The 17,485-nt window shown below is 62.5% G+C and carries 18 protein-coding genes and 1 pseudogene; 3 read left to right on the top strand and 16 right to left on the bottom strand.

What is annotated here, in order from left to right; translation table 11 throughout:
* Positions 1-329 precede the first annotated feature (329 nt).
* From hutC to AB4Y34_RS14475, 7 genes are all read right to left on the bottom strand, one after another.
* A complete protein-coding gene (gene hutC, locus AB4Y34_RS14505; protein ID WP_255208921.1) occupies positions 330-1,067 on the bottom strand; it encodes a histidine utilization repressor in 738 nt (245 codons plus the stop codon).
* Between the two features lie 74 nt (positions 1,068-1,141).
* Positions 1,142-2,752 carry a histidine ammonia-lyase gene (hutH, locus tag AB4Y34_RS14500; protein ID WP_368716399.1) on the bottom strand — a complete coding sequence of 537 codons (1,611 nt, stop codon included), beginning with the start codon at positions 2,750-2,752 and terminating at the stop codon, positions 1,142-1,144.
* A gap of 19 nt (positions 2,753-2,771) precedes the next feature.
* On the bottom strand, positions 2,772-3,563 hold the full coding sequence (locus tag AB4Y34_RS14495) for an ABC transporter ATP-binding protein (protein ID WP_018437499.1): 792 nt from the start codon (positions 3,561-3,563) through the stop codon (positions 2,772-2,774).
* A 25-nt stretch (positions 3,564-3,588) separates the two neighbouring features.
* A complete protein-coding gene (locus AB4Y34_RS14490) occupies positions 3,589-4,335 on the bottom strand; it encodes an ABC transporter permease (RefSeq protein WP_368716398.1) in 747 nt (248 codons plus the stop codon).
* Positions 4,336-4,352: 17 nt separating this feature from the next.
* A complete protein-coding gene (locus AB4Y34_RS14485) occupies positions 4,353-5,075 on the bottom strand; it encodes an ABC transporter permease (protein ID WP_176381898.1) in 723 nt (240 codons plus the stop codon).
* 85 nt (positions 5,076-5,160) lie between these two features.
* Positions 5,161-6,021 carry a transporter substrate-binding domain-containing protein gene (locus tag AB4Y34_RS14480; protein WP_368716397.1) on the bottom strand — a complete coding sequence of 287 codons (861 nt, stop codon included), beginning with the start codon at positions 6,019-6,021 and terminating at the stop codon, positions 5,161-5,163.
* Positions 6,022-6,996: 975 nt separating this feature from the next.
* Positions 6,997-7,320, bottom strand: a complete 324-nt coding sequence (locus AB4Y34_RS14475; RefSeq protein WP_368716396.1) for a hypothetical protein — start codon at positions 7,318-7,320, stop codon at positions 6,997-6,999.
* Positions 7,321-7,414: 94 nt separating this feature from the next.
* On the opposite strand from AB4Y34_RS14475, the gene AB4Y34_RS14470 reads away from it, so the two are divergent.
* Together AB4Y34_RS14470 and AB4Y34_RS14465 are read left to right on the top strand one after the other, a co-directional pair.
* A complete protein-coding gene (locus tag AB4Y34_RS14470; protein WP_368716395.1) occupies positions 7,415-8,107 on the top strand; it encodes a Crp/Fnr family transcriptional regulator in 693 nt (230 codons plus the stop codon).
* A 143-nt stretch (positions 8,108-8,250) separates the two neighbouring features.
* Positions 8,251-8,403: pseudogene (locus AB4Y34_RS14465) on the top strand (OsmC family peroxiredoxin); the annotation flags it as partial.
* Between the two features lie 107 nt (positions 8,404-8,510).
* Here AB4Y34_RS14465 and AB4Y34_RS14460 read toward each other — a convergent pair.
* The 7 genes from AB4Y34_RS14460 to hcaE form a co-directional block, all read right to left on the bottom strand.
* The gene (locus AB4Y34_RS14460) at positions 8,511-9,578 is read right to left on the bottom strand and encodes a purine nucleoside permease (protein WP_368716394.1); all 1,068 of its coding nucleotides are present in this window, start codon (positions 9,576-9,578) and stop codon (positions 8,511-8,513) included.
* Between the two features lie 165 nt (positions 9,579-9,743).
* On the bottom strand, positions 9,744-10,019 hold the full coding sequence (locus AB4Y34_RS14455) for a transposase (RefSeq protein WP_176381888.1): 276 nt from the start codon (positions 10,017-10,019) through the stop codon (positions 9,744-9,746).
* A gap of 415 nt (positions 10,020-10,434) precedes the next feature.
* On the bottom strand, positions 10,435-11,661 hold the full coding sequence (gene hcaD, locus AB4Y34_RS14450; RefSeq protein ID WP_368716393.1) for a 3-phenylpropionate/cinnamic acid dioxygenase ferredoxin--NAD(+) reductase subunit: 1,227 nt from the start codon (positions 11,659-11,661) through the stop codon (positions 10,435-10,437).
* 17 nt (positions 11,662-11,678) lie between these two features.
* Positions 11,679-12,515 carry a 3-phenylpropionate-dihydrodiol/cinnamic acid-dihydrodiol dehydrogenase gene (gene hcaB / locus AB4Y34_RS14445; RefSeq protein WP_368716392.1) on the bottom strand — a complete coding sequence of 279 codons (837 nt, stop codon included), beginning with the start codon at positions 12,513-12,515 and terminating at the stop codon, positions 11,679-11,681.
* Complete coding sequence (gene hcaC, locus AB4Y34_RS14440; protein WP_176110767.1) at positions 12,512-12,832, bottom strand: 3-phenylpropionate/cinnamic acid dioxygenase ferredoxin subunit; 321 nt, start codon at positions 12,830-12,832, stop codon at positions 12,512-12,514. The genes hcaB and hcaC overlap by 4 nt, the downstream gene beginning before the upstream one ends.
* Before the next feature lie 10 nt (positions 12,833-12,842).
* The gene (gene hcaF, locus AB4Y34_RS14435) at positions 12,843-13,385 is read right to left on the bottom strand and encodes a 3-phenylpropionate/cinnamic acid dioxygenase subunit beta (RefSeq protein ID WP_368716391.1); all 543 of its coding nucleotides are present in this window, start codon (positions 13,383-13,385) and stop codon (positions 12,843-12,845) included.
* Positions 13,378-14,742 (bottom strand): 3-phenylpropionate/cinnamic acid dioxygenase subunit alpha, encoded by a 1,365-nt coding sequence (gene hcaE, locus AB4Y34_RS14430; protein ID WP_368716390.1) that lies wholly within the window; start codon positions 14,740-14,742, stop codon positions 13,378-13,380. Before hcaE ends, hcaF begins: the two co-directional genes overlap by 8 nt.
* Before the next feature lie 124 nt (positions 14,743-14,866).
* On the opposite strand from hcaE, the gene hcaR reads away from it, so the two are divergent.
* On the top strand, positions 14,867-15,778 hold the full coding sequence (hcaR, locus tag AB4Y34_RS14425) for a DNA-binding transcriptional regulator HcaR (protein WP_368716389.1): 912 nt from the start codon (positions 14,867-14,869) through the stop codon (positions 15,776-15,778).
* A gap of 123 nt (positions 15,779-15,901) precedes the next feature.
* Here hcaR and AB4Y34_RS14420 read toward each other — a convergent pair whose 3' ends face one another.
* Positions 15,902-16,522, bottom strand: a complete 621-nt coding sequence (locus AB4Y34_RS14420) for a glycine zipper 2TM domain-containing protein (RefSeq protein ID WP_176381873.1) — start codon at positions 16,520-16,522, stop codon at positions 15,902-15,904.
* Between the two features lie 495 nt (positions 16,523-17,017).
* Complete coding sequence (locus AB4Y34_RS14415; RefSeq protein ID WP_368716388.1) at positions 17,018-17,398, bottom strand: helix-turn-helix transcriptional regulator; 381 nt, start codon at positions 17,396-17,398, stop codon at positions 17,018-17,020.
* Positions 17,399-17,485: the final 87 nt, after the last annotated feature.

Raw genomic sequence — 17,485 nt, 5'->3', positions numbered from 1 at the left:
GCAACGAGTTTTGCACCAGGATGAGTCCGTTCTATGAACGACTTATTCATGGCGACTGTGTGGGAAACTGGAAGACGTGGCCGCGCATCAGCTACTGCTTGAACCGGGTCTCTCACCGGCAGGGCTCACCTTTTCGAGGGTACATTCGCCGCGATGTGAGACCGCGACGCCATTGTCTCTGGCAAGTCGTCACTGGTCTTGCCCACGACGATTGACCAGTCGCGCTCGCCGACCAGCTACGCTAGCCAGTGGTCCCTCAACGCGAATGGCGCTCGTGTACTTCCCCTTCCGGATCAACAAGCACTTGGGGGTCCACGAGCCCACTCGCTTCATACATGTCCAGCCAAATGAAAGCGTGACGCGGGATGCCATAGCCTGACCGCTGTCGCGACCGCCTCACCGACCCATGTGCGCCGCCACACCATGAGGCAGGGCTCACCAATGTCCATCTCTAGTTGCCGGCGGATCTGCGCGTCGGGCTTGTGCGCATAGATGCGGAATTCCGCGCGCTGGATCGGTGCCAGCCGCACCATGTAACGATTGGGCGTTTCCAACGAGAAATCCCGCTCCAGATAGTGCGGGAACACCTTTGGATTGACGTAGCGGTCTTCATACTGGATCGGCTCCCCCTCCTCCAGATGCACGATGGTGGAGTGGAACACCGGACCGCTGGCGAGATCGAGTTCGCTGATCGCCGTCTGCAGGTTGCTCGTCTCGAGCCTGATCACGCGCGCGGCGTGTCGATGGCCTCGCGAGGCAATCTCATCGGCGATATTGCGGATTTCGAGCACTGTGGACTCATACTCGCGCGGCGCCACAAAGGTGCCCAAGCCCTGCACGCGCGTCAGGACGCGCTCGGTGGTCAATTCGCGCAAGGCGCGGGAGACCGTCATGCGAGCCACCCCGAATTCCTTGACGAGCATGGTCTCCGAAGGAATCGCGTCCCCCGGCTTCCACATGCCGTTCGCGATGCGCTCTATCACGTAGCGCTTGATCTGCTCATATGCGGGCGCAAGCTTGCGCTGCGTCCGTCCTGTTTCTTCCACTGCCTGCACGGTAGAGTTCATGCGCGTCATTTTCCCAACACGATCTATTTCTTGCTGGCGCTGTGCAACACCTCGCTCGCGTCCACTCGAGTGCCTCAACTGCCCACTGCGCCAGGCATGGCGTCGTTGGCGGGCTGCGCGGTATTGCGCGCCGCGGGCTCCATCGCCGCGGCCGTCCACAGGACAGGCGCCGACCTCGCGGGCAACGGGTCGGGCACCGGCGGCGGATCGCGATCGGCGATCATGCGGAAGGCCAGCGTCATATCGTCGGCAAGCGGGCGGTCATCGCGATAGGTCGGCACAATGGCGCGAATTTGTGCGTGCAGCCCCTCGGTGTATGGCGCGCGCTCGGCCTTGACCGGCTGCAGGTCGTACGCCTGCACCGCCGCGAGCAGCTCGATGCCGAGGATGCGGCTGCTGTTTTCGAGCACCGCGAGCGCCTTGAGCGCAGCCGGCGTCGCGTGGCAGAGATGATCCTCCTGCAGCCCCGAGGTCACGCCACCATCGAGGCTTGCCGGCGCGGCCTCGCGCCGGTTCTGGGCAACCAGCGAGGCTGCCGTGTACTGCGCAATCATGAAGCCCGAGCGCGTGCCGCTTGCTTGCGCCAGGAAGGCGGGCAAGCCGCTCACCAGTGGATTCACGAGCCGGTCGAGACGGCGTTCGGCCATCGCGGCGACCTGAGCCAGCGCGGCGGCGAGACTGTCCATGGCGAGCGCGATCGAAGCGCCCACTGCATGCGCCTGCGAATACACCTGAGGCTCTTGCGGTGTACCCGCGACGATCGGATTGTCGGTCGTCGAGGCCAGCTCGCGATTCACCACTTCCGCCGTGGCGGCCAGTACGTCGCGCGCCGCGCCGTGAACGTGCGGAATCGTGCGCATGCTGAGCGGATCCTGCGTGCGACGTCCGATCGACGCCCCCAACAAGCCGCTACCGGCAAGCGCCGCCCGCATGCGCGCGCCCACCTGGGCAAGCCCGGGCGATACGCGAAACGCCAGCGATCCCGCGTCGAAGGCAGCCATCTGTCCGCCAAGATTTTCGAAGCTCATCGCGGACACCACATCGGCCCAGTCTAGCAGCCGCTGCGCGCGCCGGAGTGCAAGTGCCGCGAGGCCGGTCACGCAGGGCGTGCCGTTCACGAGGCTCAAACCCTCTTTCGCTGCGAGCGACAGTGGTTCGAGCCCGAGCCGCCGCAGCGCCTCGGCGCCGCTCATGCGTTCGCCGCGCCACTTCACGTGCCCCGCACCCACGCAGACCAGCGCGATGTGCGCCATGTGGCTCAGGTAGCCGACGGAGCCAAAGGCGGGCACCTCGGGCAGGCAGTCCGCTTCGAGCAGCGCGAGCAGACGCTCGACGACTTCAATACGCACACCCGAGTGTCCATGCGCGTAGTTGTTGATGGCGGCCGCCATGATCGCGCGCGTCTCCTCGGCGCCGAGCGGCGCACCAACGCCCACCGCGTGGCTCATCAGGATGTTGTGCGACAGATCGTGCTGCTCGGCTGGCGACACCACCACATCGCACAGCGCGCCCACGCCCGTATTCACGCCATAAGCGCGAATACCGCGCGCAACGATCTGATCGATGAGTTCGCGAGCGGCACGGATCCGTGCACGCGCGTACGCGGAAAGCTCGAGCGTGGCGCCCGCTGCGACTGCGCAAACGCCGCGCCAGTCGAGAGGTTGCTCGGAACGGGTAACTGACATAACGCGGCCTGCCGGTGGATTATTGGGTGTTGCGGTCTTCATGGCTCGACACGAACTGGCGGAAACGCTGCGATTTCAGATCGCCGAAGACCTCCTCGGGCGTGCCGTCCGAGTCCACCTGGCCCTGATGCAGAAACATCACGCGATTGGAGACGTGCCTGGCGAATCCCATTTCGTGTGTCACCACGAGCATCGTGCGACCTTCGTCGGCCAGCGCGCGCATCACGCGCAGCACTTCGCCGACCAGTTCCGGGTCGAGCGCCGAGGTGGGCTCGTCGAACAGCATTACCTTCGGATGCATGGCGAGCGCCCGTGCGATCGCCACGCGCTGCTGCTGGCCGCCCGAGAGGTGGGCCGGGTAGTGGCCGCGCTTGTCCGCGAGCCCCACCTTGGCGAGCAGCGCCTCGGCCTCCTCGACGGCCTCCGCGCGGCTGCGCTTTTGCACCCGCATCGGACCTTCGATCAGGTTCTCGATCACGGTCATGTGAGACCACAGGTTGAAGTTCTGGAACACCATACCGAGCTGCGAACGCACGCGGTCCACCTGGCGGCGGTCGTCCGGGTGCAGCTTGCCGTCGCGGCGGCGCTTCATTTTGAGCTCCTCGCCGCCGAGCGCAACCGAGCCATCGTCCGGAATCTCGAGCAGGTTCAGGCAGCGCAGGAAGGTGCTCTTGCCCGAGCCGCTCGCGCCGAGAATGGAAATCACGTCGCCTTCGTGGGCGTCGAGCGAAATGCCCTTGAGGACATGATGGTCACCGAAGGACTTGTGGATGTTTCTCACGGAAAGGGCGACCGGTGCAGCTGCATTCATAAGTTTCTCCGGATGGGGCGGCCGCTCACGAGGCTGCGCGATGGGTTTCGAGTTTCGCTGCGGGGCGGCGGACGACCGACGGCGCGGGGCGCAGATGGTGCGAGAGGCGGCGTTCGAGGAGTCCGAGGATCCGCACAACGACGAAATTCAGGAGCAGGTAAATCAGCGCGGCGCAGGTGAAGACCTCGGTCGTGCGGTAAGTCTGCTGGATGATCTGCTGCGCGACGCCGGTCACTTCCCACACGGTGACGAGGCTCGCCAGCGCCGTCGACTTCACGAGCAATACGGCCTCGGTCGAATAGGCGGGCAGGCACTGGCGCAGCGCGATCGGCCCGATCACCCGGCGCAGCAGCGCGAAGCCCGACAGACCGATCGCATAGCCCGCCTCGATCTGCCCCCCCGGCACGGCCATCAGCCCGCCGCGGATGATTTCGGCGGTGTAGCCCGCCGTGCACAGTGCCAGTGACAGCACGGCGCAGATGTATGGCTCGCGCAGCACCGGCCACAGGAAACTCTCGCGGATCACACCGAACTGGCCGAGTCCGTAGTACACGAGAAACATCTGGATCAGCAGCGGCGAGCCGCGAAACACCAGAATGTAGGCACGCGCGAAACGGTTGGGCAACCAGTGCGGCGACACGCGCATCGTCACGATCACGAGCGAGAGAAGGCCGCCCAGCACCAGCGACGCGAAGAACAGGCCCAGCGTGATCGGGACAGCCGCGATCAACTGGCGCATCGTGTCGAGAAGGAAGCCGAAATCGATATGCATGATGGGGCGCCGTCGTGTCAGTTACGTGCGAAATTGCGCTTGAAGGACCGTGCGACGATCGCTTCCGCGCGGCCGAAAACGCGGTTCGACATGCCCGTCATCACGAGATAGAGAGCCCCGCCCACCACGAAGAAGAGGAAGTACTGGTGTGTGGAACCGGCGGCCACCTGGCTTGCGCGCAGCAGTTCGGCCAGTCCGGTGACGGAAATCAGTGCGGAATCCTTGAGGCTCAGTTGCCAGACGTTTCCGATGCCAGGGAGTGCGAATCGCAGTACCTGGGGAATCAGGATGCGGCGCGCCATGGTGAGCGTAGGCATGCCCATCGCCCGCGCCGCTTCCAGTTCGCCGCGCGAGACGGCCAATACCGCGGCGCGATACACCTCGGCCTGGTAAGCGCCGGAAATCATGCCTACCGCGAACGCACCGATTGCAAAAGGCGGCACGCCGATGAAGCCGTCCGCGCCGAACCACTGGCCGATCGACGAAACCAGCGTCGAGCCGCCGAAGTAGAACAGATAGATGACGAGCAACTCAGGCACGCCGCGAAAGACGGTGGTGTAGCAGTCACCGATCACGCGCGCCGTGCGATAGCGCGAGAGCTTCGCGGCGGCGATGAGCGCGCCGAATACGGCACCGATCGCCAGCGCAGCGAGCGTCAGGACAACAGTCATGAGCGCACCGAGCAACAGCACGCCGGCCCAGCCATCGGGACCAAATCCAAGCATTTCGAACAGAGACATTTTCCTACCCCACGCAAGCATGCGAACGGGGCCGCGCGCCCTCAACCAGGTGCTGCGCGGCGCGCGGCCAGTCTGTAGGCCCCGCTCAGGGCGTCACGTCGGTCTTGAACCACTTCTGCGAGAGCTTTTTTACCGTGCCGTCGGCGAGCGCGGCAGCAATCGCCGTGTCGAACTTCGCCTTGAGGTCGGCGTCCTGCTTGCGGAAAGCGAGCCCTTCGCCCGGCCCCCAGATCGGGCCGCCGATCTTCGGGCCGACCGTCACCGTGGAGGACGCTTCCTTCTTGTCGGCATTGGCGGCGTAGTAGGTCACGTCGTCAAACGAGGCGTCGATGCGGCCGTTGGCCAGATCGAGATCGCGCTCCGGCGAAGTCTTGTACACGCGGATCGACGCGACATCCTTGAAGTTCTCGTTGATGAAGCGTGTATAGACCGTGCCTGACTGGATGCCGATCGTCTTGCCCTTGAACGCGGTGCGCAGCGCGTCCACAGCGGGGACTTGGGAGCGCGCGTCATTATCGAGCTTCAGCGGGGGGGCGCTGGCGGCCGTCTTCGGCACGATCTTCGTGTCGGTCACAGCGAAGGTCGCGGGCGTCGCCGCATAGGGCTTCGAGAATGCAATGATCTTCTCGCGTTCGGGCGTGATCGAGATCGCGTCCATCAGCACATCGAACTTGCCGGCCTGAAGGCCCGGAATCATGCCGTCCCAGTCCTGCGCCACGAGATTGCACTGCAGCTGCGCGCGAGCGCACAGGTTCGCGACCAGCTCAGGCTCGAAACCGCCCAGCTTGCCGCCCGGTAGCGTCAGGTTCCAGGGCGCGTAGCCCCCTTCGAGCGCGATCGTCACCGTCTTCCATTCCTTTGCTTGCGCGGCACCGCCGCAGAGCACGGCGGCACCGACTGCAGCGCCGATCAATCCCTTCGCCAACCTGCTGTACTTCGCGTGCATCTCGACTCTCCTGTGATTGCGGAAACTCTGGAATGAGCGTGCGACTCCCTTCGCATCGCATCTTGTCTAGACAGGATGCTGAAAAAAAATGTCGATGCAAGCTGAATTCCAAAAAAGCCAGTCTTACCTGGGGTATGCCCCCAGTCGGCGATCAGGCGCACCGATCGCGCTGACAGATGGATCCGCAGAGCCATTGATGACCTCAGTGCGCCATGGCACGGGTCGTGGGTTAGAAATGGTGGCGCATCGGTGAACCCTGAAGTTGGCGCTTCCGGAACATCTTTGCTTCCGCGACACCTCTGCTTCCTGGAATGCGGGACGCGCCAAGTTTGGTAATGGACGAGGAATGGTTCGCCGTCACGTTGCATAGACAACATCGTTTGTTCAGTGGCCGCCACTTCGACCGCGAGGACACCGTCCTATGCGTTCGCTCGTGCGTGCACCAGCGGCTTCACACTGACACGTGGACCAACAGTTCTTTCCAAGGACCCAAACCGCGCTAAGGCGCCGGTTCGGTATGGGCGAAACAAGCGGGCAAGCAGACCATTCTTCGGTTAATCCTCGCCATTTCAAGTGACCGTGAAAAATTTGGCTCGCTTCATGTCGTATTAACCATCCCACGCCATGCATATACCTCCTGTCCGCCGCTTCTGCGGCTACCGCACCGCCATGGTCGCGCTCTCCTTTTCGCTTCGCGCAGGGCTTGCGCACGCTGACATTGAGGCCGCCGACCACGCGCTCTCTGAAAACCGAACCGCTGATGCAGCCGCGGAATCGCGGAGTCTCGCCATTGCGGGAAGTCCACGCGCACAAGTGGATCTCGGCACCATGATGATGTATGGACATGGCATGCCGGCGGGTCAGAATTCAGTCGGCGTTGACACGAAGGTCCAGCCCTGTGCGCGATGACGGCTATGCGACTTCGCTTACACGTTCCTACTGAGCCGCCGGCGCGTCGCTGGCGTCAGGCCTGATCTACCAGCGCGTGTCAATTGCCGCTATCGCCGCGTCGTGCTGACTACTCACCGCCAGCCCGTTGATTTCCAGGGCTACGGAGCGGTAAAGCGCCTCGATTCCCGGAAGTTCAGCCGCGAGTCTGCGTGCCTTGTCGCTCATGTCGGAAGCGCCCGCTACCGTGGCATTGAACTTTTCCAGGCTAACCTCGACTCCGCGATCGTCGTCGACGACGGCGGAGCGCCCGTGGAAGCAAAGTTTGTTGCACAAAAACGACGGGATTTTTTTCTGAGAATTCGAGTACAACGTTTGCGCACCAGTTTTTCCCCGAAACTTTTCATTCAATTTCGTCCAATCGAAAAAAGGATTTAACAATGCTTAAACGTCGCACCTAAAATGCCTCTTTCTGCAAGAGATTTACTGGTACTGCAAGGCAGCGATGGAAAGACTCAGGGAACAAACGCTATTCAAAACATCTGATGAGCAAGTACTCAGCCTTGCAAGGCAGGTGGCGCGCATTAGCGAATTCAAAGCGGGTGATTATGTATGTTTTCAGGGCGATACTGATTCGCCTTTAGTTATGCTGTTAGCCGGCCACCTGCGAGTGACTGCATTATCGGAAGACGGACATGAGATCCCCATTGGTACGGCCAGTGCCGGCGAAATGGTCGGCGCTGTGTCGGCCATCAATGACATGCCGTTGCCTGGCAATATTGTCGCCACCCGTGACAGCAGCGTCGCTCTGATCAGTCGTTCCGACGCGCGTCGGATTTTTCGCGAGCCAGGGGTTGCGAGCGCATTGAATGGATGTCTGGCTCAATTGGTTCGGGACCTGGCGAAGCGCCAAACGGACCAAGGTGTTCTGGGCGCTACCGCGAGGGTGTCCGCCTGGATTGTTTCGACACTCATCGGCGCAGCTAGCAGTGAGCAGCAGACAATTGAACTTCCGAGTCACGCATCGCTTGGAGCAATGGCAAATGTGAGCCGCGAGACAGTCTCCCGAGTTCTTGCGTCACTTACGCGACGCGGCGTGCTCGCAAAACGGGGCCGTCATCAGATATCAATTCTGGACTACGCTGCCTTGCGCGCAATTGCCAAAGGATCAGCAATCGCTTCTCGCTCTGTTATCTGAACGGACACAGTGGCGTGTAGAGACAAACGTACACCCGACGTTTTCAGATGACATGGTTTTATTAGCGGCAATTAAGCGCCACGTGATTAAAGCTCGGAATCCGTCTGTCCACCTTGATATGCGAGTTCCGGGATGGCCGACGCAATGCGGACCACGACGGCACCCAGAACATCCGCCACGACGTTGCCGTCGACGGACCGCTTGAAGAGGCGCAACGCGCCCGCCTTGCCGATATCTGCGAAAAGACGCCGGTCACGCTGTTCATCAGGCGCGGCACGCGCATCGACACGACGCTGCGGTTGCGTTGTCGTGGCCACCGTCTCTACTCGGCCGCCCACGACAACCACAGACAGAACCGCTGTGCTGACCGACACGCGCTGTGCTTCACCAAGCCGCCAACCCGCTACCGCCGCGGTACGCCGTCGCGCCACTCGCTCCAATGCGAGACGATGTCCTGCACGAGCGAATTGCCCGTCAGGAACAGATTGTTGATCGCGATCGTGAAGCCGCCCTGTGACGCGTAGTTGAGCAGATTGTCCGCGCTCGACTGGCCCGCGTAAGGCCGGTCGAAGTCCGAGCCGGCGCGCAGCACCGCTACACGGTCCAGGTCAACACGATGCGCGGTCGCCGCGCGCGTCAACGCCTCGAAAGTGGCGTTGTCTTCCTGCTGCGTCGTGCAATAGGTGCCCTTGCCGTCGGTCAGGATTTTCGTCCATTGCCGCGCGCGCTCGCCGAGATCGGTGCCCGACCACCAGGTGTCGCCCGCCAGCGTGTCGCATTGGATCACTGTTGGCGGACGGTTCGCGGGCGCATAGGTGTATTTGGCGCGGGCAGCCTGCGCCTGTGCGTCATCGGTGAGCGTCACGTTGCGCGACAGCGCGAATGCCGCGTTCGAAAGCGCCGGATTGAGCTGGAACACTTCGCTGCGATAGTCGAGCGGCGGCTTCTGCGTCGGGCCCGTCGTGTTGATGCCGAGATAGCCGGTGTTCCAGCCCGGCGGAATTTCGCGCCCGTCGATCTCCCATTGAATCCCAAAGTCGACGAGCCAGTTGGCCCATGCAGCGGAACCGACGGTGCCCTGCAGCGGATCGATACCCGCGATGCCTGCCACCATGAAGTACGTATGACGCAAGTCGAAACGAGGCGAGAACGTCAGCGCCATGATCGACGCGGCGGCATTCGCGTGCCCCATGCCCGTCGTCATCACGCACACCTCCCGGCGATTGCAGTGCACTGCGGGATAGTCAGGAGGCAGGCCCGCGACGGGGATGTCCTGCCACGGTCCCAGATGATCGAGCCACACCTGGCCTTCCGGACCGAACATCGAAATGATCATCACCTTGACCGGACGGCCATGCGATGCGCCGTCGTCCTGCGCGAAGCCGTCGTCGGCATGCGCGATGGCCGGTGAAGCTGCTGCGCCTGCCAGCAGCAACGATGAAATTGCAGCACCAAAAGCACGATTTCGCATAAGAGGTCCCACCCGATATGTAAGAACTGCGGTTCCAGAACGTGGATCGCGTGCCGTATTGTCGACCGATGTCGTGGTTTCTTGTAGGCGTGCAGCGTGGGACCTCGGCGTGAGCCGTTCAGGCGACTATGAGTATAAGCAGAGAAAGATATGAATTGGCAAGCGTTAGCGGAAATCGATGTGCAGTCCGAGGAGGGCTTCCACCTGTCTCAAGGTCCCATCGCGTCGCCATTGCAGGCACTTTATGTAGCAGGTCCGTGCAGGTGGCATGTCCGGCGGCAAATAGGTCCATGCCTTTTGGTGTGTCGAGACCCATAGTATCGCGTTCAATATATCGCGCGGATGCCTGGGTGTCTTTCCATACCGCCTTGCTTCGTCGAACCGGAAAAGATTGGCGATACGGGCCCAGTCCGCGTCGCTCAGTGGTATGGATGCGGACATATCATTCAATCGTCTTCTTTGCTGCGGGCTCCCACTCCGGCCCGTCAAATATTGATCGCATCATCGCATCCTTTTTCCGAATCGGGTGCGACGCACCAGTCCCTCTGCCACGGCGTGGTCATGCCAACGGCCGATGCAACCACGGAGTTTCCGCCATTGCCTCCGCAACTCGGTCGAAAACATCGTAGGCGACCGTAAATCCGACTTCCATCGGTGCTGGCCGATTATGCCGTCGGAAATGGCTGGCCTGCTTGTCAGGATTTCCTTCGGAGTTAAACGACGTGCTTGCGCCTGTTGGCCGCTTTTTCGTCGAGCAATTCCCATCGGACCTTCATCATCACCGATCGCTGCCTTTTCGATCACACTGTTCGTCTTGAGCCTTTGCGCGTAGCAGACCTACTTCGACAGATCCCCTTCAAACAACTTCTTTGGCGATCTCGCGCATCGTCCGCCCTGGATCGAGGAGTACCTCGCGCGCCAGCTTCGCGCGACGCTCCACCAACTGCCGCACGCTGCGCATTTCACGGCCGAAGTTCACGGTGATCGCGCCAACCAGCGCGCCCGCTTCGTCAAGCCCGAACAACATGCAAGGTGGCTCGTTGAGTTGCCCGCGCACGATCCAGTCCGGCGCGGACATGTCGCCGACGAACTGCACGTTCAGGCCGCACTGGTCGGTCCAGAACCACGGCGCGGTTTGCGCGTCGGGCGCGAGGCCGAGCATGGCGCGCGCTGCCGCAATGCCCTGCTTTTGCGCGTTGTCCCAGGTTTCGTGGCGTCGATAAGTCCCGCTGCTCGCGTCGTGCCGGCTCGCGACATCGCCCGCGGCGTAGATATGCACGTCAGAAGTACGGCACGCCGCATCGATCACGATGCCGTTATCGATCGCGAGCCCAGCGGACCGCGCCAGTGCAATGTCGGGTTGCGCGCCGACACCGTAGATCACTGCGTCGCCGGCAATTCGCGTGCCGTCCTGAAGGTTCAGAACGATCTCGCCGTTTGCGCGCGTGGCGTTCGCGAGCGTCGCGCCAAAGTGGAACGTCACCCCTCGCCGGCGATGAACCTCGCACAGGAACTGACTGAGCGGCACAGGCGCGCATCTCCCCATGGCCAATGGCGCAGCTTCGATCACCGTGACTTGCGCGCGGAGATCGACCGCACTCGACGCGAGTTCGAGCCCGATCACGCCCGCGCCGACCAGCAGAACGCGCCTGCCGGGGCGCAATTCGCTCGCGAGCTTGCGCGCGTCGTCGAGTGTGCGCAGCGTATGCACGTTCTCGCCTAAAGCATCGAGTAGCGGCAACCGGCGCGCCTGCGCACCGGTCGCGAGCAGCAGCTTGTCATATGCGATCGATGTGCCGTTCGCCAGTGTCAGCTTGCGCGTTTGCCGATCGAGCGCGCTGACAGCCACGCCGATCTGCAATTCGATATCGTGCTGGGCGTAGAAATCATCCGCATGCACGGCACAGCGCGTTTGCTCGGGACGCAACAGCACATCTTTCGAAAGCGGCGGACGCTCGTAAGGCGGATGCGCTTCGTCACCCACCAGCAAGACACGCCCCTCGAAACCTTGCCGGCGTAGTTCGGCGGCTGCATTTGCGCCAGCCTGCCCTGCGCCGACGATCACATAAACGGGACGATTCATGAATCCCTTCTCGCGAATCAAAGATGAAGACCACCCGCGACGTGACGAATGCCGCGAATGCCGAGACCGGCATCAGCATTAATCATCACGCCGCTCAGTACGCGGTTGTTCGCGCGCGAAGCCAGCATCACGTAAGGGCCGGTGAAATCGGCGGGCTCGGGGAAGAACTGCAGCGGCAGGATGCTAGCGATCGCCTCGGGAGAGCGCGAATCCATGATGCGTTTGTCCTCCTGGCCGAGTGCGGTCGGACCGCGCAAATCGCTCGCCATCCCGCACGGGCCGACGCCGTTGACGCGCACCTTCGGTGCGAGTTCGTAAGCAAGCTCGCGGATCAGGCCGACGGCCGCATGCTTGCTGGCGGTGTAGAGCGGGCCGCCGCCGCCCGGATAGAACGACGAATTCGACAGCGTGAAGATCATGCTGCCTTCGCTTGCGATCAACGCGGGCGCCGAGGCCTTCGCGCCTAGCAGGTAACCCTTCACGTTGATCGCGAACAGTTCGTCGAATCCGTGGTCCAGTTGTTCGGGGCTCAGATCGAGCAGGCCCGACGCATGATCCCAGATCGCCGCGTTGCCGATGAACGTGTCGAGTGAGCCGAACCGCTCCAGCGTGGCCGCGACGGCGCGCGCATTGTCCTGGTGCGAGCGGACGTCGCCCTGCACGGCCACGACCTGCTCGCCGAAGCGCTCGTGAAGCGCGGCCACTTTTTCCGCCGACCGCTCCAGCACGCCAACCCGGCAACCTTCACCCAGAAACCGTTCGACAAGCGCCAGCCCAAGTCCCGAGCCGCCGCCTGTAATCAGCGCGACCTGGTCGCGCAGCCAACCGCTACCCTCGATCTTCGCCGCGCTCATGCAACCTCCGGCATGTCGACGTAGATCTTCCCCTCGACCACAGCGATCGGAAACGTTCTGAGCGGTTCGGTCGCGGGCTGGCACAGCGCCGCGCCCGTCTTCAGGCAAAAGCGCGCCGCATGTAGTGGACATTCGACAGTGCCGTCGTCTTCCACGTATCCGTCAGACATCGAAGCATTGCCGTGACTGCAACGGTCGGCGAGCGCATAGACCTCGCCATTCGAACGGAACACCGCGACGGCCTCGCCGGGGGCGTCCACCTTGATAGCCTCGCCGTCGGATAAGGCGGTGTCTTCACAAACAAGAATGCGTGCCATGATATTCGCTTCAGAAAAGTACGCTGAGGTTATGAGAGTTCAGGGTCGCCTGATCGAGCGTGATCTCGCGGCGGCAAATCTGCCAGGCCGCGGACGTATCCGCGCGGCGCACGCGGTCGAAGCGTTTGCCGGCGTAGATCGATTCGTCGCGCTCCTTCTGCGAGCGATACAACAGGTAGTTGAGCCGCACATCGAATTCGCCGGGAGCCTGGGTGGCCGTCACCACGACGTTGCTCACCAGGTGGCGCGTTCGCGAAGGCGGCTCTTCCGCCCAGGCCATGCCCGTTTCGAGGCGCGCGATGCGGCGTTCCAGCTGGGCATAGTTATCGTTGAAGATCCAGGTGGTCGGCGGCTGGACGCTACGGCGGCGATCGCGCGTCTGTGCATTGACGGTCGTGCGCATCGAGTAATGCACGTCCCGCGACATCAGCGCGAGCCAGTCGCGAAAGCGCCAGTCATCGAGCAGTTCGGCCTCGTGATAGAGAAACTGTTCGATCTCGTGATGCAAAGCCAGCGGCACGGTTGCCGGACGGTTCAGCGTGGTTTCAGTCATGTTCGAGCACCTCCTGTTCGTAGGCGCGCGTGCGCTCCAGTACTTCGTCCCAGCTATCGCAGGCGAGCAGATCGGCCCAACGGCGATACATGCCGCGCGCGGCCGTCTCCGAGAAGATGTAGTTGGTCATGCCCGGAATGCCGTCCTCGCGGACTTTCTCGTTGCCGAGTCCCATTTCGACGACGAGCTTCGTCTGCCGCGCGCGCTTGCCGCGCAGCACTTTCTGGATCTCCACCCAGTTCTCCGAGTCGTCCTGCTCCAGAAAGCCCGCCGGTCCGAATGCGCGTGTCGCGCTGCGTTCGAATGCCTGTTTGACTTCGTCGGAGGCATTCTTGTCCGCAATGCAGAAGGCCCACACCTCGACCTGGTTCGGGCCGCGTGGGTGCCATACGCGCAACGTGGCGGTGCCGTTCAACCACGACATCGTCGGGAACATATTGTTGTGGCCGGCGAGCCGCAGTGCACGCACCTTGCCGAGACGCGCCTCGACTTCGGAATACGTATCGCGAAAGTATTGCGACACGACGCCGTCCACCCACACGTTCGCGTCCGGATTCTCTGTGAAGAAAAAGCCGCTGCCGTGGCCGGCCTGGCCGTATTGCAGCGCATCTTTCGCGGTCTCCCACACCGGCCGCGCGGTCTGTCCCGCGCCGAGCGCCTTGTCGTCCACGCCTGCCTTCGCGCCCAGTACCTGCACGGCCGACGCATGCGAATAGAGCGCGTGATACTGATCGCTCGCGAACTGTTCTGCCGGAAACTTCCAGTTGCAGTCGATCACCCACTTATGTACGCCGCCGATGATTTCGGTGCCGCCGGGACGGCGGTCTAGCACGCCGTCCAGATACCACGCGATATCGCCCATGTACTCCTCAAGGTCGGGCGCGCTCGCGTCCCAGTTACCGAATATGAGGCCCTTGTATTCGGCGACGCGCGTCACTTCCTGCAAGCCGAGCTTCTCCTTGCACAGGCCATGCGGGTAAGCGCGCTGCTCCAGCGGCACGTCGACGAGCGCGCCGTCGGTCCCATAGGACCAGCCGTGATATGGACACGTAAACGAGCGGGTATTACCGCAATCGGCGTAACTCACGCGCATCGAGCGATGCCGGCACTGGTTCAGGAATGCCTTGACGGAGCCGTCTTTCTGGCGGACCACGATGATCGGGTCCTCGCCCATGTAGGTGTTGAAGTAATCGCCGGCTTTCGGAATCTGGCTGACGTGCGCGAGGAACAGCCAGCAGCGGCCGAAGATGCGTTCGAGTTCAAGCTCGTACAGGTCGGGGTCCGAGTAAATCGAGGATGCAACGCGGCCATTGCGGGCATCGACCAGCGCGTCGAAGTCGATCTCTTTCTGAGACATTTGGCGTCTCCTCCAATGGAGGTTTTTGGGGATGGGGCAAATGATCGACGGCGCCAGTCACGCTGTAAAATATTTTGTTTGTTTGGTTTAAGACATTTTAACGATAACTGGGAGCCCCCTCGCCATGGAACTTCGACACTTGCGCTACTTCATCGCCGTGGCGGAGGAGCTGAGCTTCACACGTGCGGCCGAGCGGCTTCGCACGGCTCAGCCCTCGCTGAGCCAGCAGATTCGCGATCTCGAAGAGCAGGTCGGCACGCCGCTGTTCGAGCGCACGCGCCGCAAGGTGGAGTTGACCGAAGCCGGCAAAGTCTTTCTGATCGAAGCGCGTCTGACGCTGGCGCAGGCCGAACGCGCAGTGACGCGGGCGCGTCACATAGGGCGCAAAAGCAGCTCGACTATCACCATCGGCTTCGTGCCGGCCGCCGAAGTGCGGATTTTCCCGGGCATACTGCCGCGGCTGCGGCTACGCTTTCCCGAACTGAACGTCGATCTGCGCAGCATTCCGACGTCCGAGCAGGAGCAGATGCTGCTCGACAACGAAATCGACGTCGCCTTCATGCGCAAGCCGATTCGCTCGCCCGACATCCTCTCTGAAGTCGTGCTCCGAGAACCTATTCTGGTCGTACTGCCGGTCGCTCATCCGCTTGCGCGATACAAGCGGATCAAGCCGGCGCAGCTGGACGGCGAAGCGTTCATCAGCACGCATCCGCTTTATTCGGGCGATGTGTATGACGTCGTGGACGGCTACTTCAAACAACATGGGCTGCAACCCAAGGTCATTCAGGTGGCGACCAATATCCTGCTCAACCTGAACCTGATCGGCATGGGACTCGGTTACGGACTGCTGCCCGCCTATACCGCATCGCTGACGAATCCAGCGATCTGCACGAGGCCGCTCGTGGGACCGGTGCCTGAGATCGAACTGTTGATGGCATGGCGTGCCGGCAACCACTCGCCTCAGCTTGATGCGCTGCTGGAGCTGGTGACGCACCACTCGGACAGTAATCCGGGGGAATCCCGCAACGCCAGCTAAGCGGCGCAACAGCAAAGCGGGTTTTGTCGCAACAAGATGGCCAGTTATGGCGTAGAGCGCCCGCGTTGGCGTGGTCTCTCGCCTGGCTCCGCGGGTCGTAACGCCAAGCGACAGTCCCCGTAATCAGTAGCGGGAAAGCTGGCTGCCGTTGACCTGCACGCGCTCGCCCGGACGCAGGTCGCCGGGCGTCGGCACGTCGAACGCGCGCGTTGAGCCGTCGCTCAGCTGCACGTCGATCTGGTAGCCGGCGGGCCGACCCATCTGCTGGCCGATCTGGTTGCCCGCGTAGGCTCCGCCGAGCGCGCCGATGACGGTCGCTGCGTCGCGACCGTGCCCGCCCCCGATCTGATTACCGAGAACGCCGCCAACCAGCGCGCCGACGACGGTTCCCGCGATACCCGAAGTACCCGTGGCGCTACTCAAGGGCCGGATGCTCGAGATCGTGCCGTACTGCGTGCCATATTGGTTGCCGTATTGCGAGTTGTACTGCGACCCGTACTGGCCGCCGTTTTGTGTGTCATACGGCTGTTGCGGCGCAGGCTGCGGCGCGTAGGCGGGTTGCTGCACGGTGCCCGGTTGCGCGTAGACGGGCTGGCTATACACGGGCGCTGCATACTGGGCCTGGTAGCCTTGCTGCGAGCCGTACGGCGCGTAGCCCGGGGCAACGCACGCCGACAACGAAAGACTTGCTGCAACGACAAGCGCAGCGGTCAGGGCGAACTTGTTAGAGAGCATGGGCATCAAGGTATGGTTGGCATTTCTGCCGCGCCGGCACGGCGAGCATAAAGAGGAAGGCGGTTGCGCGGCAGTATAAGGAAAGGCCGCCCAAACGTCCGCTGCGCGACGGTAACAACGTGTAAAGTCCGTTGCTGGGTGAATGGCGACGGGGCGCCGGCATATCCGCAACCGCATTGCGAACACTCTGGCGGTTGTTGGAATGCGCTTGTGATGTGATCGACGACTCCCGCTATCCCCCAGCCTGACAGGACGTCTGCTGGTGCCGCACTAGGCACCAGGAGTGCGCTGCACGTTAGCATTCGCTACAGAGCGCCTTGCTGAGCGCGCATCGAGCCTTCCGTTATCACAATGCCCTGACGCCGGCAGATTTCTCGCGCCCCTGAGACGCCGATGCTCAACCGGTCTATCTGCGTCGGCTCTGCCTTGAGACGTCGTAGGTTGCGCGCGTTCGAGACCGCCCGCGATTCCATTGATCGACAGCATTGCCGTTGCGCGATCGCTTTATCGGAATGCGCTGACCGCCTCCGGCGAAGCGACGAAATGCCCGGGCGTCACGCCGACCGCGCGCCGGAAATGTCGGCCAAGGTGACTCTGATCGAAAAACCCGACCTCGGTCGCCACCTCAGACGGCGGGACGCCGTCGCGCAATAGCCGCTTGGCGTGTTGGATCCGCACCAAACACACATAACGATGCGGCGAGATTCCAACTTCTTTGCGGAACAGCGTCGCAAAACGCGACACACTCAAGCCCGCCGTCGCCGCGAGCGTCGCAAGACTGACCTGCTGCGCGAACGAGCTGTCGATAAAGGCCACGGCCCGCCTGATCGCACGCGACATCACCACGGTCGTGCCGCTGGCGGTGTAGTCGAAGACTCCAGTCATGTCGTATTCCTTCGGGCCACAAAATCATGCGCGCCGCTCGGACGACACCAATTCGGCAAGGCCGATGCCGTCATCGCGTAGCGCGAG

Origin of the sequence: Paraburkholderia sp. BR10954, from assembly GCF_040965775.1 — a bacterium.
GTDB classification, from domain to species: Bacteria; Pseudomonadota; Gammaproteobacteria; order Burkholderiales; family Burkholderiaceae; genus Paraburkholderia; species Paraburkholderia youngii.
This window is presented reverse-complemented; position numbering and strand designations above follow the sequence as displayed.